Here is a 25,074-nt window from a genome sequence, read left to right on the forward strand (position 1 = left end):
ACGCGTCGGCATCAAGACAGGCGCGCCGATCGATGTCTGAATCCCGCCTCATCGCCCATCGCTGGCTTTTGATCCTTGCCACGGTTGGGCTGAGCGCACTGTTTGCGGTGGCGTTCATGCTGACCATCGAAAAAACGCGCGAGGGGCGGGCGGTAGAGCTGTCGGTTGAAGCCGGATTGAACAACCGCATGACCAATGGTGAAGGCATGACCATGACGCCGCGTTTGTCGTCCAAGCCAGCGCAAACTGCACCGATCGATCGCGTCATCAAACCATCTCCGTTTTGGCCTGCTCTGCTCTTTTCGCTGGCCTTTTTGTGCGGCTGGCTGTTTCGTCATGCCCTTCTTGAGCCGTTGATGATGCTGCGCCCCGGTGTCGACGCACCGGACGACGAAGATCAGTCGTCCGCGGCGCAACACGCGGTCGTCGAACACGCGGCGATCGACAAGACAGACAGTTCGGTACCCGATTTGACTCGTGATTTTCCGTGGGATGACGACGCAATCAACACGATCGCGGGCTTGTCCGGCGCGGAACGCATAGAGCGACTTGAAAAACAAAACGCGTCTAAGGCGGAAATCATCAAAGCGCTCGAGCGCCTGGTGGCCGAAAACCGTGAAAAGTGGCTTCATCGGGATGAAACCGAAGCTCGACTCGATCGCACCATTCGTGAGCTGTCGGACGATTTGGACTTGGCGGTGCGTCAGCTGCAGGCGCTGCAATCTGAGTCGGCAAGCAAATCAGGGACCTCAGAAGACCCCGCCAAGGAACGCTAATACCCACGATCGCTGCAGCACGTTGCGCGACCACCACTCAGGGTCTTCCCACCCCCTACGGGTCCCGTGCGTTATGTTGTCACCTCTCAGTAAAAACCCGGATCATTACACGCTGAATGCGTGGCGATAACGCCACTTTGTGACACTTTGTTATCGCCTTAGAGTGTTATGTAGCGCGCGTTGTGCCGACGCACCGGATTGTGACTCGGTTCACATTACGTCCGATACGGTTGGCGTAAAAAGAGCGCGAGGCGGGCGCACTTTATACCGCGCCCAGACCGTCTTTAACGATCGGAAGGCTACTGGCCGATCCGGCAAGACAGGCAGTTTTACGCATGACTCGCGTGAAAATGCCGGGAGAGAAAACGTGTTTTCGGCAATCAAAAAAGCCCTTGGGCTGGCATCGCCTGACGAGCATGCCGCCCCAAACCTTGTGGTAGAGCCTGTCAATCACAAGCTGCAGTCACAGGCAAAAATGCATGAGAAATTCCCCCAGGTCCGTAGTCTGGCGGTGAACCTGATGATCAGCCCACCCGACTACGAAACCGAGCCAACACTCAACGGTCGCAGCTTCGGACCTGATTCGCTTGCGTACTTTGAGTTTCGATGCAAAAACGTTGAATGCCAGGGCGGCGGCTTCGATCTAACAGAGACTGTTGCTGATGGGATTGCCAAAGGCGAGCGCTCCATTAACGGTCGCCGCGTGTGTCATGGCCGACACGGCGTGAGCCCTCGTGCCCACAATGTGATTCGATGCAACTACGAGCTCAATTTCCGCGTCAATATCAACTACGTGGAAAATTAAGCCACACGATCGCGCGCATTTCGTCGCGCCGCATTCTTTCGTATGATGAACCCGGGAATTCTTCCCGGGTTTTTTTTGGCCACTCTGAGTAAGGAATGAACATGGGCGACACCTCCACTTCAACACTCGACCGGGCCGCTCAGGCCTATGGTGAGCACGTACGCACTCTGTGCTCGCGCTACACCGCAGCCCTCGCCGAACATCAGTTTGATGCCGCTGTGGTGTTTTCCGGCACGCCGCTCGTTCAGTTTCTTGATGACAACACCTATCCTTTTAAAGCCAACCCACAATTTAAGCACTGGGTACCACTGACGGAACTGCCCGACAGTTTCCTTATTTTTACGCCCACAACTAAACCGGTTCTTGTGTATTACCAGCCCGACGACTATTGGCACAAAACACCCGACGCTCCCTCTGGGTTCTGGGTGGATGATATCGACATAAAAGTGGTCAGTAACAAAAATGACGCCAAAAAATGGATGCCCAAGGGTCAACTCGCCTTTTTGGGCGAATGGCAGGAACGATTCGAACGCTGGGGCAAGTTCGCGGTCAATCCAGAGGCGCTGGTGCACCACCTGCACTACGATCGCGCCTGGAAGACCGACTATGAGATCGCCTGCATGGAACAGGCGTCGTGGCTGGGCGCGCTGGGTCATCGCGCCGCCTACCGAGCGTTTGAGGACGAGACCTCGGAATACGACATCCATTTGGCGTACTGCGCAGCCTGCGGGCACACCGAGGAACAGTTGCCATATGGCAATATCATCGCGCTGAATGACCATAGCGCCGTCCTGCACTACACCTATCGCGACACACACATCGTTCCGGCCGATGAGCGCCGTTCGTTTCTCATCGATGCGGGGGCGTCCTGTCATGGCTATGCCTCCGATATCACGCGAACCTACGCGGCCCGCGAGGGGCTGTATGCCGATCTCATCGAGGGCATGGACGAGCTGCAGCGCATTATCTGCGACATGGTCAAGCCTAAGGTTCGCTATCCACAGCTGCATCTTGACACCCATCGCGCCATCGGTGGCCTGCTTCACAGCGCCGGCGTCATCACGCTCGGTGGGGACGATGCAGCCGACAGCGGATTGACCTCGGCGTTCTATCCACATGGTCTTGGCCACTACATCGGCCTGCAGGTACATGATGTTGGTGGCTTTATGAAGGACAAAAGCGGCGAATACGTAGCGCCGCCTGACGGGCATGCGTTTTTGCGCCTAACACGGCGCATCGACGTCAACCAGGTCATGACCATTGAGCCCGGTGTCTACATTATCGATTCACTGTTGAAAGCCGTTCGCGAGGGTCCACTCAAAAAACAGGTAAATTGGGACCTGGTAGATACGTTGCGACCATTCGGTGGTGTTCGCATTGAAGACAACGTGGTGGTCACCGAAGGTGCCCCACGCAATCTGACGCGCGAGGCGTTTGCCAAACTCGATTAGTCTGTCGCGGTGTTACCGCCACAGCTCCGATTAATGAACCATCCAGCCGTGGGCGAGATTGCGGTTAGACCGTCAGGCGATGCGCATACAGATGTTCGTAGTGAACGAGATTCTCTGCATGCACTGACTTGACCCGATCAGAGAGCTTGTCGAGTTCCACATAGCGCCTTTTTTGCGGTTTCAGGCCGTCTGAATTACGCAGATTGGCGTGGAACGAACCACCGTCCCACCAGCTGACTTCGTCACGTGCGCCCGGCTCCCAGCGCAGGGCGTCCGGCAAGAACGGAATACCTACCGCCTCGCACCACAGTCGCACCATGTCATGAGGGTTCTCAAGCAGATCATCGCTATCGATCACCGGTGGTGGCGAGCCAGCTTGAGACGTCAGTCGATCAAACAACTGGCGCTGCTCTGCGAAACCCACTTCTTTCGGATGAAAGTCGGGCCATTTGTTGTACATCGACGTGATCGTTTTCGCTGGATCCCGTATGAGAAATGAGTGCGTGAAGTGCGATAAGAACGAGTCGTCCCACAAATGATCAATGTAGTGGGGGAAATCTTTGATAAACACCGCCTCCTTCGATGCGGTGCTAAATAAAGTGTGTGCGACGCTCTCTAGCGTCAGTCCCGGCGTGCGCACGCTGTCGGGGGTCACCCGCGGCCACAGCGGTGATTCACCCTGATACCAGGCTTCGCCAAATGGCTCATGAAAGCACGTCAGATCACCACGTTGGCGCATCATCCATTCGAATGCCGTCGACGTTGAGCGCGGCACCGCCCATAAGGCAACTATTTTGTTCATGCGGCAAACTCCTAAGTGTTGAGCGACGAGAGAAGTGCACCCTGCTGTGTGACAGGGGCCAGGTTAAGGGTTTTAAAGACGCGCCAGTAAAGCGCATTGTCATGGGTGATGAGCGGTTTACCCAATGCCGCCTCTAGCGCGACTTCGAGTGAAACAAAACGCTGAGCCAGCCCATCGGATGGGCGACGAAAATTACACATGCCGTTGGCAAGATAGGCATCGACGTTCGGCGCTTTGTCCTGCACGTAGGCGAATGAGCGCGCCGCCAGATCACCATCAAAACACCATCGCATAGCGTTGCATTCTTCTTGGGTTTCGATGAACCCCTGGTCGACAAAATTGCCTGCCCAAACCACATCGAAGCCAGCCTCACGCAGAAAGCCAACGGTGCCCTGCCACCAATCAGGCCAGTGATAGACCGCATTGAGCGCCACCCTTTCGACATTCATCGCGCGCAGCGCTTCCACCATGGCGTAGCCGGCCATATGAAAAGGGGTCTGATAGGTATCGCTCAGGCGCGCACAGTAATCGCGCACACCTGCCACACCCAGCCCGCTCGCATGGACCCAATTGGAACCAACTTGCGCGCAGACATCCACACCATTGTTTGCCATGCAGTGAACAAACTCTTCCAGTAGCGAAAAGTTGTGTTTGCGCTGGTCGAGCCGGTGGGCATAATCCGGCACATGCAACATGCGTCCATGAACGCCGACGGTTTCTGGCGCCATGCGTAAAAAGTCAGATGGAGCACCATCAAAATCATGCGGCGGGCATGTGAACCCAACTTGGTGAGGAAATAGTTTGTTTTCAGGCTGGCTCCAATGAGCCGGTTTTTGATACGTCACTTAACACCTCATGCAGCCTGACCGGTTCGAGACAATCCGGTATCGACCTGATCAGTCGATACAGTCGACCACTGACGCAAATTCATAGTGCCTCTGAGCGTACCGCTAGGGCTTTGCGCGCGCCAAGCGAGACCGCCGAGGGCGTCGCGGGCGGCTAACCCTGCGCCCATTTCAGAATAGACTAAGCGCTCCCCACGAGAAGCCACCACGCGCAAGACCGCCGCCGTCGCAATGCGCCGTCCCGCGCCTGCTACAGCCCATCCGTGCGTTTAATTTCAAACGTTCAACGGCGATACGTAGAGACGTTAGACAGAAGAAAGCGCCTGCAAATGACCGAAGGTCAACAGCGCAACGGCACCGAGGCCAAGCCATCCAGGGTGCCGTCCGCGAGTTGCCACACACACCAGTAGCGCACCCAGCGTCATCATGACAATCACGCTCCACAGCACGACTCGCATCGACGATAGAACAGAGTCTGCGCGATCGATGATAAGTAGGGAGGCGCCGATGGCGACGCCGAACACCGAAACCAAATGCCAGGTAGCCCACAAAATACGAACATGCCGCTCTCGCAGAAGCGGATAGCCGTTCGTCGGGATGACACCGGCCACCCGCATTCGTGAAAAGAGTAATCGTTCGCCCAACACGGAATGAACGATGGCCACCACAATGGCGATGAGTCCGGCAAAAAAGAGCATGCACAATCTCCTCTAGTGGAGACCCGATTTTAACGGTCAGGCGAATTTCAGTACACTCGCAAAATGCCTTATCCGTACCGCCTTAACCAGCTCACGCCAGCGCGTCTCGACCGACACCCGATCGGGTGTTGGTTTGCGCTCATAGCCCTGATGCTTGTGGGCTGCTCAGCACCCAGCCCGGCAGAATCAACGCTCGGTCTTAAGGAAGTTGCATGCTGGTTCGACGACACATCCTATCTACCAACCCATCGCTGCCTCGAAATGACCGTTACCGAGACGGATGACCCGACCGCTCGTCGACTCGTGACTTTTCCCGTTCTCGTATTTGACAGCCCAAATCCTTCCGGCGATTCGCCCGTTTTGCACCTGGGTGGTGGTGGACCGGGCGGTGCGATGGCGCTCCAAGAGGAGTACACCGTGCTTTGGCTGCACAAGCTATTCAAGCAAGTGTCTCTTGAATTGGGACGCGACCTGTATGTGATCGATCCACGGGGCACCGGATTAGCCAAACCTCTTTTGATGTGTCAAACGTACATTGAAAACGAATTGCGCCGTTGGAAGAAAAACCTGTCACTCGAGGCGTCTTACGCGTCCGGCGATGCCGACTATCGACAGTGTATCGCGCAATTTACTCAACACGGGACGGATTTCGAACGCTATTCGTCGCCATCGGTTGTGGCTGATATCGACGCGTTGCGTCGTGCGGCACAAATCGAGCGCTGGGTGCTCTACGGTGGTTCGTATGGCACGGTGTATGCGCAGCTGTACGCACGGCAGTTTCCCCAGCACGTTGAATCGATGATTCTGGATTCCGCAACGTTTCTCGATATCCCTTACCACGAGATATTTGTTCGTGATATGACTCGCCCCTATGAGCAGTTGTTCGGGTACTGCTCGCAGCACGAGTGCGACGAGGCAATGTCCCCACCAGACATTGAACGCACATTCTGGTCGCTCGTTGCTCAACTTGACGAAACGCCCCTGGAAATGGTGGTTCATCACCCGTTCACCGGCAGCCAAGAGCGCGTTGTGCTGACGGGCTGGCGCTTTCTCGACTCGGTAGTTTGGGCAACCTATGGCGAGGACATCTTTCCGACCTTTCCTTCGCTACTGCAAGATATGCAGCGCGGTGACACAACACGTCTGACACCGCATGTCGAAGAGCTGCTGTATTTTCTGCTTGACCACTCATATGGGGATATCAGCGCGTCGGCGCATTTTTGTGTCGATAAAAAACCCTACATCGATCAGCCCGCGCTAGAACGCGCCATCAGCACCATCCCCTATTCCTATGTGCGCAATATCGCCGCGATGAGTATGCGGTTTAGCGACTACTGCGATGACATGAACATCCCTGTCCTGGCAACGGATCTGGCTGATCCGATTCTCACCGATGTCCCGACCTTGTTTATCCATGGTGAACTCGATTCGGTGACATTATTGGAACATGTTGAAGAACGGGTGGTGCACTTCTCGAATCACCATTTGGCCGTTTCAGCCCAATCCCATATCGTGCTTGATGACCCCTGCGTACAACAAGTCGCACGGCAATTTGTCGTCAATGCGCTCAACCAACCACTCGATGCCAACTGCCGCCGTCAATAGCCCCCCATCTTGGCGCACTCACTGGACTAACGACATGGCGACCATCGACCTACTCGCGCAACGCACCTGCAGCAAACGCATCAACGCGTCACCCTTGACGTTGCAAAGCGCCCTGTTTACGACACCCTGACACGAACGAGCGCACGGCCAGTTGCCTGATGCGCGGTTTTCTCGTAATTTTTCATCGCTTAAACTTACTTTTGATCAAGGAATGGATTCATGAAACGTCAATTGATTCTTACGGGCCTCAGCCTATCATTAACCGTCACAACGCTGGCGGCACACATTATTACGGATACGCGTGAGGGCGATTCGCTGGTTACCCGCACACACATGTATGCGAACAGCGACGGCGATCTTCGCGTTGACGAACACGAATATGCCGGGGGTAAGCCGGGTCCCGTACGCGACTCGATGGTGTATCAATCTCGCGGAGAAACCGTGGTCGTGCTCGAGGGGCGAACGTGCCGCAAACTCAGCGCCAATAGTGCACCACCGCCTGAACTTGCCGCTATGGGCGGTAACCTTGGGGCAGCTAACGAACAAATGGCCGCTGCCATGAAACAAGCTCAATCTGCGATGGAGCAGGCCATGGCGCAGGCGCGCGCGGAAGGCATGACGCCGGAGCAAGAAGCCATGATGCGACAGTTTACGGGCCCCGCGATGAACATGGACGCCATGAACGTTGACCGTTCTGTGTCACTCACCGCCCTTGACGACAGCATCAAGATCGCCGGCGTGAAGGGCAAAGGCTACGCCGTCAAAGATTCACGTGGCCAGTTAACCATGCGCGTATGGGTTGCGCCCGTGGGCGAAATCAAGGGCGCAGCGGACGTGCGCAAGGGTTACGAGGGTATGATGAGCACGTTCAAGCAGTTCATGAAGAACATGGGTGGCGGTAGTTTCATGAACGACGGCATGATGGAACTGTTCGATAACCCAGAGCTGCGCAACACGTTTCCGATTCGCACAGAAGACCTCGCCAGCGGCTCGGTCACCGACTTTGTTGAAGTGGGTGGCGGTAAGACCGAGTTCTACCCGGACTGCGAAGAGCGCAGCCTGATGGGCGGGTAGCGCATTGCCATTTTTTGGTTCAATTCGAATGACAACAACCCGTGCCATGAAATAGGCACGGGTTTGTTGTTTGCTTGGCGCCGCCTATGCGCGGTAGGCCACAACCCGACGACCCCCGGATAACAGTATGACAAGAAGGCTGATCGTTGTGGCGGTAGGCATCAGCGCAATAGCGCTACTTTTTTATGGTGCTCTGCAGTTTACGCTTGCTGATCGCGATCGATCGCTGTGGGTCATGAATACAGCGGTAAAGCTCGTCAGTAATCCTGAGCGCATCACACAACAGCGCTATGGCGATCTTCCCTGGCAAACGCTCGACGTGTATCCCGCCGCATCCGGATCCAGCGTGATGATTTTTGTGCATGGCGGCGGTTGGTACCATGGACGCAAAGAGCAATATCTGTTTGTTGCCGACGCCTTTCAGCGCTTGGGCTACACCGTGGTCGTACCCGACTACATCAAGTATCCTGCGCGCGAAGCGCGGTTTCCGGCTCACCTCAACGATGTCGCGCAGGCCATTGCCTGGACAAAGAAACACATCGCTCGCTTTGGTGGCGACCCCACCGCCATTTGCCTATCGGGCCATTCTGCCGGCGGGCACACCGTTGCGCTGGTGAGTACCGACCAGCACTATCTCATCGACTTGGGTTTAGCACCCACCGATCTGCAGGGCGTTGTCCCCATTGCCGGACCCTATCGATTTACACCTGATCGCCCTGCGACAATGGCGGTGTTTGGGCCAGAACAAAATTATCCTGAGATGAATCCGCTGGCATTTATCGACGGCGACGAACCGCCGTTTTTCATCATGCATGGTTCCGACGATAAGACGGTCGCTGGCTATCACTTAGACGAGCTTGGCGCCGCGCTCACCGGTGCCAAGCAGCTCAATGAACGCCGCCTCTATACTGGCTACACACACGAAGATATGGTGACTCACCTTCACCCTTGGTTTGGGGGCGACGATAACCTGGCGAACGATATCCAGCGCTTCTGCGAGGCACAGAATTAGGGCAAAGATCGTGTGGCCAAAGGCGCACGACCGTTGAATAAATACCGCTTAAAACCAGCGAAAAACTTGTTTTTGTAAATGAGAATGATTACTGTTTGTGAAGCGGGCGCGATGCCGCTCTGACCACTGCCTGAAGGAAACCGATTATGGCCGCTCGATCACTTTATTCTATTGTTTTTATTGCGCTTTTCTTTTTTTCTGGGTGCGCTTCCGTGACGCCAAGCGAGCCCGCAAACGCCACCGAGAACGCCACAGACGAAGCGTCCGACAAACACGGCAGCGGCTACGCGGCCAAAGAAGAGAAAAAAGCGGTCGGTACGCTAGTGAACAATCCGTACTACGCCGCCATTGCTGCTCAGTCGAGCAAACACGGCAAGGATCATGCGGCGATCCTCGCGATGCAGGGCGACTATAAGGTCGATTTTACGTTTCAAGAAACCGTCGCGCTCGAAGCCGGCTATACGCTGCATGACGACAAAACCACCGGTGGCTATGAGACCGTCATTATCGTTGAAGACTCGCCGAATAAAATCGTTCTGCAGCACATCTTGGTGATGGGCGGACACGTGATCAAACATTGGCGCCAGGACTGGACCTACGAAGCGGAAGAACGTTGGGAGTTTGTGGCCGATCAAACCTGGGAGTATGTCGCGATCGACAACGATAAACGCGATGGTCACTGGACTCAGTGTGTCTACGAAGTATCGGACGCACCGCGCTACTGCGGCACAGGCGAATGGAACCACAAGTACGGTGTGTCGACCTGGACCAGCGATCGCTCCTGGCGCCCCTTACCGCGACGCGAGTACACAAAGCGTAGCGACTACAATTCGCTGAACGCAGAGAACCGACACACCATCACGCCCCATGGCTGGACTCATGAGCAGGACAACACCAAGACTGTTCGCGATGGACGCCGTACCGATCGAACGCTGGTGCGTGAATTTGGCTTCAATGACTATCGCACAATCGAGGGTTACGATTTCTCGCCTGCCTTCGAATATTGGGAAAAAACCTCTGAGTATTGGGCACGGGTACGCACAGCCTGGGAGCGTCGTCTTAAAAGCGGCAACACGCTGACCCTGACGACCGAAGTGGACGGCATGCCGATTATTGTTAGCACGTTCGAAATGGCAGGCGAAGTGGAAGACCTTAGCGTTCAGGACCAAACCTCTCGCATTGAGGCCGTGCTGGACGAGTGGACGGTAACTACCAAAACGCCGATCACCCAACAATCTCGCTCACTCAAGTAGTGACGCGGGCAAACCCACGTCGATATTTCGGGCTTTGAACCGCACAGCGCGACCCTTAGCCATAGCCTGCAACCACCTGTCCGTTAACTGATTAGGAATCACTCATGTTCACCCACACTCGCTCGCTGTTCGCCCTGTTCATGGCAGTTGGTTTAGTCGCAGTTGGCGGATGCACTCATAGCCCATCAGCGGCTCACGACGCCGCATCCGATCACGAGAAACATGATTCATTGCCTTTGCCAAAACGCCTGGCGTTTATGACCGGGCATGTCGAAGCGGGCCTCGCTCTGTATCGTGCTGGCGAACCCACCATGGCGGCACAGCACCTCGAGCATCCCGTATCGGAAACCCACGCGTCGGAGCGAGTGGGTCTCGATGCACTGGGCTTTGATGCAGAGCGGTTCATCGCAGTGTCGAACGCCCTCGCAAAAGGTTTAAAGGCAAACGAGATTGAACCGCAGCTCCTAGCGGCTCAGCAGAACCTCGCGATGGTGTCAACGCGCGCGGGCGGCGACACGACTGAGGTCATTGACTTCCTACTTGATACGATTGTCGAAGAGTACGCTATCGGGGTGCAGGGCGGTGCCGTGACCGACCCCGGCGAATACCAGGACGCCTTCGGCTTTACAGTGGTGGCGATCAATCGCGCGCAAGATTACCGTGAACCTAAACGTTCCCGCGTGATTGACCGTCTGAAAAAGCTGCTCGCCACTTGGCCCAGCGCGCCGGTGCCACCGGCCAATCCCGCGCCACCACAAGACATCAATCGTCTGGTTGACGACGTCCGTAGCGCTCTTTAATGCGTCTGGCGCGCGCGTCCAGCCGCCTGCTTGAACCACCCGCGACCGTTGTGTGCGTTAACCGCCTTAACCGCGGGAGGATTGACGCAAGGCGCGAAGAACGACGCGCCGGGTCTCAGCGGGGTCGATCACCGCATCGATTTCAAGAAATGCAGCGGCTTCCGTAGCTTTGCCCCGCTCGTAGAGCGCGCGCACGAGTTGCTCAAACAGCGCGTCGCGCTCATCGCCTTCGGGCACCGCATCGAGTTCTTTTTTGTACCCTAACCGCACGGCGCCCTCGAGTCCCATGCCGCCGAATTCAGCGCCGGGCCACGCGACGGTGACAATCGACTCTTTGAATGATCCGCCCGCCATTGCCATCGCACCCAACCCATAGCCCTTACGCAAAACGACGGTGATGATGGGTACCGACAGATTTGCACCAGCGGTAAACAATCCCGCCATGCGACGCACGGCTCCTTGTTGCTCACTGCCGGGTCCGACCATAAAACCCGGTGTGTCGATGAGCGCTAGAATGGGTAACGCAAAGGCATCGCACAGCGATAAAAAACGCGCGGCCTTGTCTGCACTCTCGGCGTCGACAGCGCCCCCCAACGGCATGGCGCTGTTCGCGATCACGCCCACAGGCTTGCCCTCGAAGCGGGCAAGGCCGGTGATCAAGCCACGCCCAAAGTGTTCGCGCAGCGCCAAAAACGAATCGGTGTCAACGAGCGTATCGATAATCGGGCGAATCTTATACCCCCATCGTCGATCCGTTGGCACACTCTCGCGCAAGGACAGCTGATCGGCACTCGACCAGCGAGACAACGGCCCTTGAAAGTAACTCAGTGCTTTTTGTGCGAGCCGAGTGGCATCGGCTTCATCTTCGGCAATGATATCGATGACGCCGTTCGCCGCCTGCACCTCCGTGGGACCGATGTCGGTGGGTGCATGCTGACCTAACCCACCACCCTCGATCATGGCCGGTCCCGCCATCCCAATCCACGATGTCCGTGTCGCAATCGTAATGTCGGCCGCCCCAAACAACGCCGCATTTCCGGCAAAACAGTACCCATTATTAACCGCAATGCGCGGGACTTTGCCCGCGAGTCGTGCCCACTCAACGAACACCGTCGTGTCGAGTCCAGCCATTTGTACCGTGACATCGGTATCACCCGGTCGTCCACCACCGCCTTCGGTGTACATCACCACGGGCAGTTCCTCGCGGGCCGCAATATCGAGAAGGCGATCAAGCTTTTTGTGGTGAAAAAACCCTTGCGTGCCGGCCAGAACGGAGTAGTCGTTGATCGCTACCGCGGCGCGCGCACGCGCGATACCCACCAGCTCTCGGTTAATGCACGCAGTGCCCGTAATGACCCCATCGGCCGCTGTCGCGCTGTAAAGCTCGGTCTCATCGCGCCGGGAGCGCTGCGCAGCGATAGCGAGTTGCCCGTACTCTGTGAAGGTATCGGCGTCGATTAGATCTTCAAGATTTTCCCGAGCTGATCGATAACCCTTAGCGCGACGCCGAGCGAGCGCGTCGGGCCGCTGCGCATCAAGCGTCTGCGCGAGGCGTTGTGTCAGTCGATCTAGCGGCGATTCGTCATGGCTCATTGCAGTACGTCTCTATTTCCGGACACCGTGTTGTCAACGATTAGACGATGACACAACGTCACCGCTACCGGCAAGCGCGGTGGGAGCCCGACACACCCAGAACTCGGGTCGCCACCGCCTGTCCATTGCGCATAGCGGAGTACCCCGCAATATCAATTTGACTAAGAAACGCATACAGTACAAACAACCTCTCGCTAACCGCCGTTATGACCCAAGACAACCACACGCCAAACGCGGGTGCCGCCCTCATCTTCTTAGCGGTAACCGCCTTCATAAATTCGATGGGCATGGGCCTTATTGCGCCCATTATGCCCTCGCTGCTGCTCGAGATTTCCGGCGGCGATATCGCTGACGCGTCGTTCTGGGGCGGGATTGCGCTGGTGAGCTATGCGGCCATGCAGTTCGTCTTCTCACCCATTGTGGGCGCCCTATCCGATCGGTTTGGTCGACGCCCAGTTTTGGTGATGTCACTCACCGCGTTTGCGCTTGATATGTTATTGCTGGCACTGGTTAAAACGCTGCCGTGGTTTTTGCTCATTCGCGCCTTTGCCGGTATTTTTGCCTCCACGTTTTCAACCGCCAACGCGTATATCGCCGACATCACGCCCTCCGAAAAACGCGGACAACGGTTTGCGATTATTGGCGCCGCGTTCGGCGCGGGTTTTATTCTGGGACCGGCGATCGGAGGCGTGCTTGGCGACATCAATATTCGCTACCCTTTTTATGCGGGGGCTCTAGTCGCCAGTATCAATGCACTGTTCGGCGCGTTGTTTGTGCGCGAGTCGTTGCCGCCGTCGCGACGCCGAGCGTTTAGCTGGGCACGCGCGAACCCGTTGGGCACCTTGTCCCGCCTCTTCAACACGCCCGGCATCGGCTCGATGCTACCGGTCTTCTTTTTGGCCACGCTATCCTCCTGGGTCTACCCAACCGTGTGGTCGTATGTGGCGAAAGCCAAGTTTCTTTGGACGGAAAGTGAAATTGGCTGGTCCATCGCGTATTACGGCACGATCTCGTTTATCGCACAAGCCGTCATTATTCAGATTGTGCTTCCGCGTATTGGCGTACAACGAGCTATTTGGATCGCACTCATTGTGGAAGTGATTGCGCTGATTGGCATTGGCAGCGCTACGGCAGGATGGTTCGTGTATGTCATGGTCACCACCGCACTTATCAGCACCATGCAAGACCCGGCAATACGCCAAGCGCTGTCCTCTCGCGTGTCGGAAGACGCCCAGGGCGAGTTGCAGGGCGGGCTGTCATCGCTCACCAGTATTGCAATGATTCTGTCGCCGCTGATTTACAACGGCACATTTGCATTAACCGCTGGCGCGCAACCGATCGTGCACTATCCCGGGTCACCATTTATCGTCGCCGCGACCATCTCCGTAATTGCGCTGTGGTTTTACGCACGACGCACGCGACGCGATGCGGTGTCATAACGCGAATGATGTGGTTTTATTGGTGGTCCCTGCGCGCAGCGCTCGCATCCGCATGGCCTTGATGGCGGGCGCAAAGAGGGTTCAAGATAATCAATCGACGAACGTCACCCGTCAATCGCGCGAGAGACGCGTTTAGAATCCCGCGGCTAGCGTCACCTTCACGTTGCGACCGGGTGCCGGCAGCGAGCTCAAATGCGACGTGAAATTCTTGTCGGCAACGTTATCAATGCCAAATGTGACGGTAATGTCATTGTCCGTAAATTGCGGCCGCCATACACCAAATAGGTCATGCGTGGCATAACCTGCCGTGTCGGGTTGATCGCCCGGTAAACGACCTTGACGGGCATAAAACACGCTTCGTGCGCCGAGCTGCAAATCGACCCCATCAAAGTACTTTTGGACAGTAAGTTTCAAGTTATGTCCGGAGATACCCCGAAGTGGCACATCGTCCGTCAGATTGTCTCCCTTTAGATAAGAAACGCCCGCTGAAATATCCCAGCCGCGCTCAGGCATTTGGTATGACAGCTCAAGCTCCGATCCTCGCGTTTCGGCTTTGCTAATGTTGTCGAACGAGGTGATCGTCGTGGTGATGATTGAGTCGATGAAGTTGGAAAACCGATTGTGAAACAGGTTGGCCCGCACGGAGAAACGGTGGTCGGTGTCACGAAAATCGCTGAGAAAATAACGCAGTCCGACCTCCACGCCTCGGTCCAGTTTTTCAGGCGTCAAATTGGGATTAGGCGTGAAGTTGTTCGCGCCGAAATGCACGCCGGAAATGTACAGCTCTTGGAAAGTCGGCGCACGAAACGCTTGGCTATACGATCCGGTCCAAGACAATCGGTCCGTTTGGGCAAACACGACGCTCGCGCGTGGCGACCACTCGCTGATGTCACGCTCCGAATTATCGATGACCGTCGCGCCATCCGATTGGGTCTCATATTGGTCGTAGCGCAACCCAAGCACGGTGGTCCATCGATCATTAACACGCCATTCGTCCTGCACATAACTGCCTGTGAAAGTGGCCGTCGCGTCAGGGAAAGCCAAGTTTGGCCCGCCGCCGCGCGTACTGCGCGTTTCGTCTTCGTAGTGTTCGATACCATAGACGAGGCGGTGCTCACCCCAGGGCCCGTCGAACAGCGTGACATTATGAAACTCAGCGCCCTGCGTGTCGAAATTGATGATATCGAGTCGACCGTTGGTGCCAATGCGTTTTTCGCGAAGAATTTGAGCACTGTTGTAAACGGATAGCTCTGGATTAAACCAACCGCTCAAATCGCCGTGGCTGACGACGACCCGATCGATTTCAACTTCCGTCTCGCGATCGGTGAGCACGGCGGTCGGCGACGTTCGCTCATCCGCCTGTGCGGGCACCTCGCCAGCAATAAAATGCGCCTGGCGAGAATACTGCACGCGCGTAGTGAGGGTCGGCGCCCAACCCAGCTTGACCAGCCCCGCCCAAACATCTTGTGCCGAATCGTCGAGCACCTCTCCATTACCGAGCCGCACGTCTTCCGAGGCGCGTCGGGTGCCGCTTAGCAGCAGGTCCAGACCACCCATAAAGTCTGATCGCGCCGCCACAATGCCGGTACCCGACTGCTGGTTGTCCGCGTCGGTATACCCGGTTTTAACACGCGCACCCAATGATTGACCGCGGTCGAGAAAATCGGCGCCGTCTTTGGTTTTCATCGCGATTACGCCACCTAGGGCGCCACTGCCGTACACAGCCGAACCGGGTCCACGCAGCACCTCAACCGCTTTGAGCAGTTCGGTTTCGACAAAGACACGGCCTTTGTGACCCGAATCGAAATTCTGGCGAACACCGTCCACCGTGATCAGTATCCGATTGCCGCCGAGCCCCCGAATCACCGGCTCCTGGGCAATGGCGCGCGGTCCGGCTGTAAATTCAACACCCGGCGCGCCTTTTAAGACTTCGCTGAGCGACTGCGCTTGAAACTTCTCGAATTCGGATACATCGACGACGCTGATCGACTCCGCCGCTTCATACAGTCGCCGCGGTGTTCGCGTACCGATCACTATCACCTGCTCAAGCACGTCGCTGGCGTTCACGTTTTCGTCCGCGCGCTTTTCTTGCGCTTGAACACTGAAACCACCCACGACCAAAACGAGCGCCGTTACCGCACTGATGCGCGGTCGGAAAGACAAAACGTGATTAAACAACATGCTTAATTGACCGTAATTCGAATAAATGGCCGCGCGTCAAAACCAAGCTCGGCCTCGGTACACACCGTTTCAGAGCGCTCGCTGTCGCAGTAGGCCGCCACGGCGACCGAACCGCTGTCCGTGCGCACCACTGGATACGCTTCCTGGCTTAATGATAAACCGTCGGCCACACCACCACCATTAATCCACGCGGTCATCAGGCCCGTTACGTCAACCTCAACCCAAAGGCCTGAGTCTTCTTGCGTGTACGTGGCAAACGGGCCGACCGAATCGTTGACGTCCAGCCACTGCACGTCGCCACCCTCATCCCATGCCGTGTATTGCAAAAAGACATCGGTGAGCACCGTGGCATTTCCAGGTGTATGGGGATTGTCCATGTCCGCGTCGCCCGGGCATCCGCCGACAAAGCCACCGTTCTCACAGACGGAGTAAAGGTGAAGCGTCGCCGTATAGCTGCCAACCGGCAGATCACGTATCTGATCGTACAAGTCGCTGCCGAACGCAACGAGCCCTTTGCCACCGTGCACCGACTCATGATTCCACACTGAGATTCCGCCGCTGTCACCATCCGGCGATCCCTGATTACCCAAAAACTCGTACACGAAGGTGTCTTTCGTGGCGATCTGCTGCACCGACACGCGGATGGTTACGGTGGAATCGGCCGTGGCGCCGTCGGCATCCATCACTGTAAGACGCGCACTAAATTGACCCGCCGTTGTGTATGTGTGAGACACATTCTCGCCAACGACGGGCATCGACCCATCACCAAAATCCCACTCATAGCTCACTATGGAACCATCCGGGTCGCTGCTGTTCGAACCGGAAAACTCAACGGCAAGCGGTAACACGCCCGCATCCGTATCCGTTGTGATCGCCGCAAGCGGTAGCTGGTTAACCGGGTCCTCCACGACAATTGTCACGGTATCTTGCGATGACTGATTGTTGGCATCGGTCACGGTGAGCTGGAACACATACTGTCCCATGCCAAGGGACACGACGGGCGATACTTCGTCCAACGGATCCGGATTACCACTCCACACGTAGCTGGTGATGTTGTTGTCGGCGTCCGTCGAGCCGGAACCATCGAGCTGCACAGAAACTTGGCCGCCCGCACTCGTGAGCACGACCGTTTGGTCGGGGCCCGCGTTGGCAATCGGAGCTGGCCCGAGATCCGGCTGTTCAACAGTGATAACTATCTCTGCGGTAGCGGCAGCGGACGGTCCGCGCTCATCCGTAGCGGTTAGACGCACCGTGTAGTCGCCCGCGGTGGTAAAGGTGTGCACCACGTTCGCCCCTTGAGCCGACGATCCGTCGTCGAAGTCCCAAAGGAGCACAACGGCACCTTGGGCACCCATGATGTTGCTCGTAAAGGACACCGTAAGCGGCGCATCGCCACCCACTACATCACTCGAGATTCCGGCTATCAGCGGCGGCGCAGCGACGGATATCGTCACGACCGCACTCGCCGACGCACCCTCGTTGTCGGTGACCGTAAGACGCGCAATGTAGTCACCGGCGCTCGCATAGGTGTGGCTTACCGTCACACCCGATGCGTCAGCCGAGCCATCGCCGAACTCCCAGACATAGCTGTCGATAGTGCCGTCGGCATCGCTGCTGCCTGCAGCCGAAAACTGCACGGTGAGCGGGCTTTGGCCACCCACGACATCCGTTTCGATGATCGCGAGTGGTAGCGAATTTGAAGGGGAGCGCACGGTGACGCTCACGGTGTCGCTGGACGACTGGCCGTTGGCATCGGTGACGGTGAGCTCAAACACATACTGCCCTTCACCCAGCACCACGGTTGGCATGGGCACATCATCCGGATCGGGCGTCCCGTTCCATACATAGCTGGCAATGTTATTGTCGCCGTCGCTTGAAGCCGATGCATCGAGCATTACGCTCATCTGCCCGCCCGGCGAGTCGAGAGTGAAATCAAGATCCGTCCCCGCATCAGCGATGGGAGCGGGGCCTAAATCCACTTGATCGACCGTAATAGTAACGGTGGCGGTGGCGGCAGACGACGGGCCGCGGTCGTCCGTTGCCGTTAACGTGGCTGTAAAAACGCCGATTTGCGTGTACGTATGTGTCACGGTCGCACCGCTCGCGCTGTTGCCGTCACCAAAGTCCCAGGTGTAGTCAACATCGCCTTGAGCGCCGCTGGTCGTGGCGTCAAACGTCACCTCAAGCGGGGCATCACCGCCGACCACATTCGAATCGATGGCCGCGGTCAGAATAGGCGCCGCCACACTGATGGCTACAATATCGACGCTCATGGCGCCGTCCGCGTCCATCACGGTGAGTCGCGCGGCGTATTGTCCGGGTACCGTGTACACATGCGTCGCGTTTACGCCGTTGGCCGTTGCGCCATCGCCAAAGTCCCATGCAAAGTTCACCAGCGAGCCGTCCGGGTCGCTGCTTTGATCGCCAGAGAAATTGACACTAAGCGGCGCCGGTCCAGTCACCACATCGGCGATAGCAACAGCATCCGGCAACTGGTTGTCGGGCGCGCGCACCGTGATCGTCACGGTGTCCTGCGACGACTGACCGTTAGCGTCGGTCACCGTCAGCGTGAACATATACATGCCTTCGCCAAGCACAACCGTCGGCTGGGCTTCAGCGAGCGGCAACGGCTCACCGCTCCATACATAGCTGGCGATGTTGTTGTCGTCATCCATCGAGGCCGTGCCGTCAAGCTGCACCATCACCTGTCCGCCGCGTTCCTCGAGTAGGATATCCTGATCCGCTCCTGCGTTGGCCACAGGCACCGGTCCCAAATCGGGCGCGTTGACCTGAATAAAGACCTCGCTCGTCGCCCCACCGGCGGCACCGCGTTCGTCGGTCGCGGTCACACTCACCGTGTAACCACCGGCGTCATTAAATGTATGCGCAACGGCCTGTCCCGTCGCAGTACCGCCATCACCGAAATTCCAGGTATACGTTGTCGAGCCGATCGCGCCCGACGACTCGGCAGAAAAATTCACCAACAAAGGCGCGCTACCGGAAATCACATCGGCGCTGGCGCTCACACCGAGCTGCTGAGCCCCCGGTGGCGGCAAGACAAAGTCTTCGTCGGCTGCGGGCGTGTAGTGAAACGCGATATTGCCTGATTCTGCGCTGCCCTCTGGCAGGCCGTAGTAGCCCAACATTTCAAAGGCAAATTTCACCCCTTCTGAGCTATTGATCACCCAAATATCGCCGGAAGGTCGCAGTAAATGATTCTCATCGGGGTAATAATCGTACCAACCGAGGATCGCCTCGCCAGGCGTCCCGTCGGCTTCGAACACCACACCACTGCCGAGCGTCAAAAACGCAAACGCGGCGGTGTTTAAATCAAGTCGGTTACGGTTAACAACGTCATTGGCCAAACAGTAATTGTCGGCATCACGATCATCGAAGCCCTGCTGACAGACAGAAAAAAAGAGATTCCCGCCGAGGCGGAGAATCTCTTCGTCGCTTAAGTCAAGCAAACTCCGATCAGGAAGGAACTGGATCTCGGGCGAAGTGATGACGTCCAGAAGCCCTCCCTCTCGACTAACAGCCGCTGTAACCTGACCGTTACCGCTGACGCCGCTATTTATTTTTATTTTGAATCGTTGAAATGCAATGTCCCATGAATTGTCTGCGTAGGGGTCCTCGGGCGACACCACTGCAAACCGATCAAGGTCAAAATACACCCATTTATCGTTATCCGTTGCGTTAAGCTTTTGCGTGCCTACTCCGTTAGACAGCGAAGCGTTTTCAATTGCTACCTCCTGACTGGAAGGATCACCACCGTCCGTGGCGATGAATTCGTTTTCCAGTTCAGACTCTTTACACCCACTCGCCGTCATCAATACGACGAGCAGTATTCCTGAGGCGAACCTCAGACGTCCTTTCCTATCCATTTGCGTACGCAAACCGATCTACCGACAACCAATCCGCGACGAACTAGTCGCGAGCTTTGCGTCGGCGCATCACACCGAGCGATCCAAGCGCGGTGGCAAACAACCACACCGCTGCTGGGACCGGCACGGGTGTCGCATTAATTTCCAAATAAGGCGTAAAGCCGGTGCCCGAGCAAAATTCACTGCTGAGCTCCGAATCGCAAAACGCCGATACCGCCACCGATCCCTCATCGGTTCGGATTACCGGATACGCTTCCTGGCTCAGTACGAAGCCAAAATCGACACCGGTATCGAGTATTACCTGGATCAGCGACGTGACGTCGATGCTGATCCAGCCGTCGGCACCGCTTTGTGAAAAGCTCACACTCGTGCCAGCGTTGTCCAGTTCACCCCATGACAACGAGCCATCTGCTTCGTCCCACACGCTGCGCTGAATCACCACATCGGTGGTAGTCGTTTCAGCGCCCGGATCACCGGGACATCCCCCAACAAAACCACCCGAGGAACAGTACGCGTATAAGTTCAGCGTCGCGGTAAATGGCCCAGCTAATGCCGCGTCCATCATCCAGGTGGGATCGAATTGAATCAGTGCCTGGCCACCATGAATGCTCTCGTGGTTCCAGATCAAAAGACCACCGCTCTCACCTGAACCGCCGCCCTGGTTGCCCAGGAACTCATACAGATAGGTGTCTTGTGTGGCGTCGTATGTACCCGCCATGACCGGACCACACAGTCCGACTGCCGCCAGAATAAAACTGGAAAACAGCGCTTGTCGCATTTTGCTTGTTTTCGTCATGGCATCTCTCCCATCGATTTCCCGATGTTGATTGTACTCTAAACTCATTTTTTGCAAATGTAAATGATAATTATTCGTATTTCGAAACTTTTTTCGGTTCGCACCGTTCCCTGTGCCCGCCAAACAACGCATTACCGTTGCTCAACGTCCCCGCTCATCATTACGTTAAGCGGCATGTGACGTTTTCTGAGCCGACCGGCCCGTCCACGCCCAGCCACCGAGCGCACTGAGCAAGAGCCAGAATGCAGCGGGCACCGGCACCGGCACCGTCTCCCAGCCAATGTCGTTAAGCCCAGCATAATCGAGTGCGGTCATTAGCTGACGCTCACCTGCAGGGGTACTGGGATCCATTAGCGTTTCTTGAAACTCGCCCGCCACCTCGCTGAACAACCCTTCCAGCCAATGTGCGCTGTTTTCCAGTGGCACAGGACCACCAAACAAGGCCATGGATGCCGCGCCCTCGAATTGAAGCGTGCCGTCCGGTCCTGTAACGATTTGCGAAAACCACGAATCGGCCGAGCCAAAGCCAAAGATGTGGGCGATCTCATGCACGGCTGTCGTGAGAAAGTCGTGCTGATTCGCGCCAAGCCCATCGGCGGATTCACCGAAGTACCACTCTTTGTCGCTGTTGACGCTGATCACGCCACCCCACACTCCGTAGTCGGTGGCCGTAGCGCCCAGCGCGTTTTGCTGCCCCCGGGTGAACAGCGACGCCTCGAATTCGTCGCTGCCGTCGATATCAAACAGCGTGCCGGTTGAGCCAAAGCCCAGCACGCTCGGCCCCATGCTCGCACCGCCGACAAATATGCGCAGCGTATCGGCGGCCACCTCCTGGTCGGTCAGTACTTCCAGCATGCCAAGGTTGGAGGGATTATTAATAATCACACTCCAAGTATCGCCAGCCTCGGGGGAGATCGTTGTTAACGAATCGGTGAAGAACGTGAAAAACGAAGCGGCCTGCTCCAACCGAGCACGTCGTGCCGGGTCATCAAAAAACCCATTGTCATAGCGATAGTCAAATTCGATCGTGATCGCGTGTGACGTCGCGGCGCCACTGCACAGCAATAGGCCTATAACAATCAAGCCGACTTTACGCATGTTCTGCACTCCCTTGAGCCAAAAAACCGGGCGCAGCCACGCTGCACCCGGTTTTTATTTCGATGTCGCTTTGTGTTATCGGCGACGCGCAACCAATCCCAACAGAGCCGAACCCAACAGCCAGATGGCCGCCGGCACCGGGACGGGCGTTGCTTCGATTTGCAGTACGGGCATCATGCCGCCAGTTGCAATCGAAGAGTAAAAGTAATTATTGAATGTGCCGTTACCCGCACCGCGCGCAGTAATGGCGAAGCCATTAGACGAACTCGGATCGGCAACCCACGATGCAACCAGTGACGTCAGATCCCAGGTATAGACGCCCGGAGTCGACGCCACGACGGTATCCACAACCGACCCGATGCTGCTCATCAGCACGGCAGCGCCGGCTGCGTCGGTCACAGTTTCCACATCAATGCCCACCTCGTTGACCGAAATGTCCATGAAGCTACCCGCTGAGTCGCCCGTGCAGGTTAGCCCTGGGTTGCAGTACATCTCCATTACGAGTGTGGCGCTGGTGATGGTCTGTCCGGCAAGGCTGCTGACGTCGAAGTCCATAAAGGCAACCGATTCAAAGGCTGCACCCGCACCTGGGTTGTTGACGATCAGTCGGTCGTTGTCGCTAAACCCACCCGCGAACGAATAAAAATCGACGGTTGGCGACAAAGACGTGGCGCCCGCGTGGACACCCATCAGCATGAAAGCGGCTAAAGCCAGAATCCCTTTTTTCATTGTTACTCCCCAATTCGCGGTCACAATTCCGCGTTTTTCATTATCTACTGCACGCCGTGTCGACGCGGTTTTGAGGCTGAAAAGCATCCCACACTCCCAACTGAAATGCAAATCATTCTCATTTAGATTATGGGTAAAATTCGTTACCTTCCCCACCAGGGGTGAACGAAAAACACCACACGCAGAGCATGTGGCGTTTTTTTAAGTCAGCGGCCATCCGGCCGCCAACCTCTCCCTAAAGAGTGTATCCCGCCGGTTGGTCGGCCACACAGTCACCGGCCGGCCCACTTGGACCAGGCGGGTTAAAGAACTGGCTACTGAGGATGCTCAGATCCACGAAGTTAACCGAACCATCGCCGTTGAAGTCAGCGTCGGCATCGTCCGTCAGGAACACGCCGCTGAACTGACTCAGGTCGAGGAAGTTCACAATGCAATCGTTGTTGATGTCCGCATCACACGCGTTACCAAAACCATCCCCATTGCTGTCCAACTGGTTGCCGTTGGCAAGATCGATACAGTTGTCGCTCGCATCCGCCACGCCGTCGGAATCGCTATCCGCTACCGCGACGATCTCAAGATAGGGACGTAGGTCGCTCGTCGCGCAGGGCCCGATGCTCGACTCCGAATCACAGAACACCGACACGGCGACGGAGCCGGAATCGGCTCGCATCACTGGGTACTGCTCTTGTGTAATCGATAGGCCAAAATCAACGGTGCCGCTCGCCCAGACTTCCACTAGTGACGTAACATCGATGCTCAACCACCCTGACGCGGTGGTTTGTTCGAACGTCACACTGGGTCCGGTCTGACTGATCGTGGACCACGCGAGGGTTGGGTCATTCTCCGACCAGTCGGCAGACTGAAGCACCACATCGGTCATGATGCTCTCGACCCCTGGGTCGCCTGCACACGCGCCCACAAAGCCGCCCGGCGTACAGGCCGAATACACGTGAAGAATCGCCACGTAGTCACCGCTCAACGCGGCGTCGTTGACCCAATTGGCATCGAAGCGCAATAAGGTTTGTGCGCCGTGTACCGTTTCGTGGTTCCACACCAACATACCTTCACTGTCTCCGGTGCCGGCACCCTGGTTACCCAAAAACTCATAAATATAGGTATCTTCGACTACGTCCCAGATATCCGCCTGGGCGGAGACCGGTACCAACAGTGACACCGCGGCCAGAAGCAGGCCACATCGTTTGCTCACGCTCATCATCATTCTCCCGTCGTGCGGTGCACCCGCATCGTTTATGAGACGAAGCATAACCATCCGACAGCGACTTAGCAATGAGAATCATTACTATTCGCATACGCATTTTGCTTAATACGATGATCGTCGTCGCCGGGTGTGAGACTGGGTCGATCGTTACGAGTGACGGCGATAACAAAGACTGACCATGTGGTGATGATGGGGATGGGCGCTCGATGCATGGCGCGCGTCAGTCTGTTCCGCGCGTCATGGGCTCCCGCTCCTAAAAGAGCCGTCGGAGAACCGGCGAGCCCGTTGTGTTAATGGAGTGCGGCGACGGGCGTTAGCTGGCTGGGCAGCTCCTTGATGAAGGCCTCAATTTCGTCACGCACCTCACGGTAGTGCACCATCGCCTCCGCGTCAGAGCTTGCGTCGAGCGCCATGGTAGGTGGGTCATTAAATCCCACGTGGAGTTTTCTGATCGGTCCGGTTAACACAGGACAGGTTTGATCCGCATGCCCACATACCGTGACGACCACGTCCGGACGCCCCTGCACTTCATCAAGTGTTTTGCTTTGGTGGTCGGAGATATCGATGCCCGAATCGCGCATGGCTTGAACAGCACGTTCGTTGAGTCCGTGTTTTTCAATACCGGCGGACAGCACGGTGTATCGGTCGCCCCAATAATGTCGCGCGAAGCCTTCCGCCATTTGACTGCGGCATGAGTTGCCCGTGCACAGAAATAACACCGTTTTCTTTCGACTCATGTCACGCGCCTTGCTGGGTTCGGCCGAACAGGCTAGCGCCCAAACACAAGAAAGTCGAGACGCTAGGGAGGCCGAGCCGGAATCCTGGCGTTCCTGATCGGTAAGGCGTTGAAAGACGGTCTGACCACCGCGAAAACGATCGATTTAGTGCACTATCATTGTGCGTTGGTAGATCCAACACGCGGGCCATTTGCGCCAACGAGTTCGAGTGTTGCGACGCGACGCCAAATCGCCATCGGCGATGCTTCGCAAAGCGATCTAGGTCAGGGCTTCTGGC

General features: G+C 56.6%; 20 protein-coding genes. 9 read left to right on the forward strand and 11 right to left on the reverse strand.

The features are described from left to right. The first annotated feature begins 32 nt into the window (after nt 1-32). The 3 genes from AAF465_06980 (at nt 33) to pepQ (ending at nt 3,032) form a co-directional block, all read left to right on the forward strand. Complete coding sequence (locus tag AAF465_06980; protein MEM7082462.1) at nt 33-776, forward strand: hypothetical protein; 744 nt, start codon at nt 33-35, stop codon at nt 774-776. 367 nt (nt 777-1,143) lie between these two features. Further along, nucleotides 1,144-1,581, forward strand: coding sequence for a hypothetical protein (locus tag AAF465_06985; protein MEM7082463.1), 438 nt, complete (start codon nt 1,144-1,146; stop codon nt 1,579-1,581). A 101-nt stretch (nt 1,582-1,682) separates the two neighbouring features. Beyond that, a complete protein-coding gene (gene pepQ / locus AAF465_06990) occupies nt 1,683-3,032 on the forward strand; it encodes a Xaa-Pro dipeptidase (protein MEM7082464.1) in 1,350 nt (449 codons plus the stop codon). Nucleotides 3,033-3,096: 64 nt separating this feature from the next. Here pepQ and AAF465_06995 read toward each other — a convergent pair whose 3' ends face one another. The 3 genes from AAF465_06995 to AAF465_07005 form a co-directional block, all read right to left on the reverse strand. Beyond that, entirely contained in the window at nt 3,097-3,834 is a 738-nt protein-coding gene (locus AAF465_06995; GenBank protein ID MEM7082465.1) for a sulfotransferase family protein, read from the reverse strand. A gap of 11 nt (nt 3,835-3,845) precedes the next feature. Beyond that, on the reverse strand, nt 3,846-4,679 hold the full coding sequence (locus AAF465_07000; protein MEM7082466.1) for a hypothetical protein: 834 nt from the start codon (nt 4,677-4,679) through the stop codon (nt 3,846-3,848). A 305-nt stretch (nt 4,680-4,984) separates the two neighbouring features. Beyond that, nucleotides 4,985-5,377: a hypothetical protein gene (locus AAF465_07005; GenBank protein ID MEM7082467.1), complete on the reverse strand. Its 393-nt coding sequence runs from the start codon at nt 5,375-5,377 to the stop codon at nt 4,985-4,987. A gap of 63 nt (nt 5,378-5,440) precedes the next feature. Between AAF465_07005 and AAF465_07010 the strand changes: the two genes are divergently transcribed. The 5 genes from AAF465_07010 to AAF465_07030 all read left to right on the forward strand — a co-directional run bounded on the left by AAF465_07010 (nt 5,441) and on the right by AAF465_07030 (nt 11,121). After that, nucleotides 5,441-6,982, forward strand: a complete 1,542-nt coding sequence (locus AAF465_07010; GenBank protein ID MEM7082468.1) for an alpha/beta fold hydrolase — start codon at nt 5,441-5,443, stop codon at nt 6,980-6,982. A gap of 219 nt (nt 6,983-7,201) precedes the next feature. Further along, nucleotides 7,202-8,056 (forward strand): hypothetical protein, encoded by an 855-nt coding sequence (locus AAF465_07015; protein MEM7082469.1) that lies wholly within the window; start codon nt 7,202-7,204, stop codon nt 8,054-8,056. A gap of 127 nt (nt 8,057-8,183) precedes the next feature. Further along, nucleotides 8,184-9,068: an alpha/beta hydrolase gene (locus AAF465_07020; protein ID MEM7082470.1), complete on the forward strand. Its 885-nt coding sequence runs from the start codon at nt 8,184-8,186 to the stop codon at nt 9,066-9,068. Between the two features lie 146 nt (nt 9,069-9,214). Continuing rightward, the gene (locus AAF465_07025) at nt 9,215-10,321 is read left to right on the forward strand and encodes a DUF6607 family protein (protein MEM7082471.1); all 1,107 of its coding nucleotides are present in this window, start codon (nt 9,215-9,217) and stop codon (nt 10,319-10,321) included. A 104-nt stretch (nt 10,322-10,425) separates the two neighbouring features. Next, on the forward strand, nt 10,426-11,121 hold the full coding sequence (locus tag AAF465_07030; protein MEM7082472.1) for a hypothetical protein: 696 nt from the start codon (nt 10,426-10,428) through the stop codon (nt 11,119-11,121). Nucleotides 11,122-11,187: 66 nt separating this feature from the next. Here AAF465_07030 and AAF465_07035 read toward each other — a convergent pair whose 3' ends face one another. Continuing rightward, entirely contained in the window at nt 11,188-12,714 is a 1,527-nt protein-coding gene (locus tag AAF465_07035) for a carboxyl transferase domain-containing protein (GenBank protein ID MEM7082473.1), read from the reverse strand. A gap of 206 nt (nt 12,715-12,920) precedes the next feature. Between AAF465_07035 and AAF465_07040 the strand changes: the two genes are divergently transcribed. Beyond that, complete coding sequence (locus AAF465_07040) at nt 12,921-14,153, forward strand: TCR/Tet family MFS transporter (GenBank protein MEM7082474.1); 1,233 nt, start codon at nt 12,921-12,923, stop codon at nt 14,151-14,153. A 132-nt stretch (nt 14,154-14,285) separates the two neighbouring features. Here the strand turns inward: AAF465_07040 and AAF465_07045 are convergent, their stop codons facing one another. From AAF465_07045 to AAF465_07075, 7 genes are all read right to left on the reverse strand, one after another. Then, a complete protein-coding gene (locus AAF465_07045; GenBank protein MEM7082475.1) occupies nt 14,286-16,334 on the reverse strand; it encodes a TonB-dependent hemoglobin/transferrin/lactoferrin family receptor in 2,049 nt (682 codons plus the stop codon). Nucleotides 16,335-16,336: 2 nt separating this feature from the next. Next, nucleotides 16,337-20,218: a PKD domain-containing protein gene (locus tag AAF465_07050; GenBank protein ID MEM7082476.1), complete on the reverse strand. Its 3,882-nt coding sequence runs from the start codon at nt 20,216-20,218 to the stop codon at nt 16,337-16,339. A gap of 43 nt (nt 20,219-20,261) precedes the next feature. Continuing rightward, complete coding sequence (locus tag AAF465_07055) at nt 20,262-21,014, reverse strand: VPLPA-CTERM sorting domain-containing protein (GenBank protein ID MEM7082477.1); 753 nt, start codon at nt 21,012-21,014, stop codon at nt 20,262-20,264. Between the two features lie 165 nt (nt 21,015-21,179). After that, nucleotides 21,180-22,112 (reverse strand): PEP-CTERM sorting domain-containing protein, encoded by a 933-nt coding sequence (locus AAF465_07060; protein MEM7082478.1) that lies wholly within the window; start codon nt 22,110-22,112, stop codon nt 21,180-21,182. Nucleotides 22,113-22,187: 75 nt separating this feature from the next. Further along, entirely contained in the window at nt 22,188-22,841 is a 654-nt protein-coding gene (locus AAF465_07065; GenBank protein ID MEM7082479.1) for a DNRLRE domain-containing protein, read from the reverse strand. Nucleotides 22,842-23,076: 235 nt separating this feature from the next. Then, complete coding sequence (locus AAF465_07070; protein ID MEM7082480.1) at nt 23,077-24,105, reverse strand: dockerin type I domain-containing protein; 1,029 nt, start codon at nt 24,103-24,105, stop codon at nt 23,077-23,079. Between the two features lie 245 nt (nt 24,106-24,350). Beyond that, nucleotides 24,351-24,797, reverse strand: a complete 447-nt coding sequence (locus tag AAF465_07075) for an arsenate reductase ArsC (GenBank protein MEM7082481.1) — start codon at nt 24,795-24,797, stop codon at nt 24,351-24,353. Nucleotides 24,798-25,074 lie beyond the last annotated feature (277 nt).

It is taken from the genome of Pseudomonadota bacterium (genome assembly GCA_039028935.1).
Classification (GTDB): Bacteria; Pseudomonadota; Gammaproteobacteria; order Steroidobacterales; family SZUA-146; genus SZUA-146.

Bases quoted from the DNA above. Each gene is read 5' to 3' on its own strand.
- AAF465_06980 (MEM7082462.1), top strand. From the start codon at position 33: ATGTCTGAATCCCGCCTCATCGCCCATCGCTGGCTTTTGATCCTTGCC.
- pepQ (MEM7082464.1), top strand. From the start codon at position 1,683: ATGGGCGACACCTCCACTTCAACACTCGACCGGGCCGCTCAGGCCTAT.
- AAF465_06995 (MEM7082465.1), bottom strand. From the start codon at position 3,834: ATGAACAAAATAGTTGCCTTATGGGCGGTGCCGCGCTCAACGTCGACG.
- AAF465_07005 (MEM7082467.1), bottom strand. From the start codon at position 5,377: ATGCTCTTTTTTGCCGGACTCATCGCCATTGTGGTGGCCATCGTTCAT.
- AAF465_07010 (MEM7082468.1), top strand. From the start codon at position 5,441: ATGCCTTATCCGTACCGCCTTAACCAGCTCACGCCAGCGCGTCTCGAC.
- AAF465_07015 (MEM7082469.1), top strand. From the start codon at position 7,202: ATGAAACGTCAATTGATTCTTACGGGCCTCAGCCTATCATTAACCGTC.
- AAF465_07020 (MEM7082470.1), top strand. From the start codon at position 8,184: ATGACAAGAAGGCTGATCGTTGTGGCGGTAGGCATCAGCGCAATAGCG.
- AAF465_07025 (MEM7082471.1), top strand. From the start codon at position 9,215: ATGGCCGCTCGATCACTTTATTCTATTGTTTTTATTGCGCTTTTCTTT.
- AAF465_07030 (MEM7082472.1), top strand. From the start codon at position 10,426: ATGTTCACCCACACTCGCTCGCTGTTCGCCCTGTTCATGGCAGTTGGT.
- AAF465_07035 (MEM7082473.1), bottom strand. From the start codon at position 12,714: ATGAGCCATGACGAATCGCCGCTAGATCGACTGACACAACGCCTCGCG.
- AAF465_07040 (MEM7082474.1), top strand. From the start codon at position 12,921: ATGACCCAAGACAACCACACGCCAAACGCGGGTGCCGCCCTCATCTTC.
- AAF465_07045 (MEM7082475.1), bottom strand. From the start codon at position 16,334: ATGTTGTTTAATCACGTTTTGTCTTTCCGACCGCGCATCAGTGCGGTA.
- AAF465_07050 (MEM7082476.1), bottom strand. From the start codon at position 20,218: ATGGATAGGAAAGGACGTCTGAGGTTCGCCTCAGGAATACTGCTCGTC.
- AAF465_07055 (MEM7082477.1), bottom strand. From the start codon at position 21,014: ATGACGAAAACAAGCAAAATGCGACAAGCGCTGTTTTCCAGTTTTATT.
- AAF465_07060 (MEM7082478.1), bottom strand. From the start codon at position 22,112: ATGCGTAAAGTCGGCTTGATTGTTATAGGCCTATTGCTGTGCAGTGGC.
- AAF465_07065 (MEM7082479.1), bottom strand. From the start codon at position 22,841: ATGAAAAAAGGGATTCTGGCTTTAGCCGCTTTCATGCTGATGGGTGTC.
- AAF465_07070 (MEM7082480.1), bottom strand. From the start codon at position 24,105: ATGCTTCGTCTCATAAACGATGCGGGTGCACCGCACGACGGGAGAATG.
- AAF465_07075 (MEM7082481.1), bottom strand. From the start codon at position 24,797: ATGAGTCGAAAGAAAACGGTGTTATTTCTGTGCACGGGCAACTCATGC.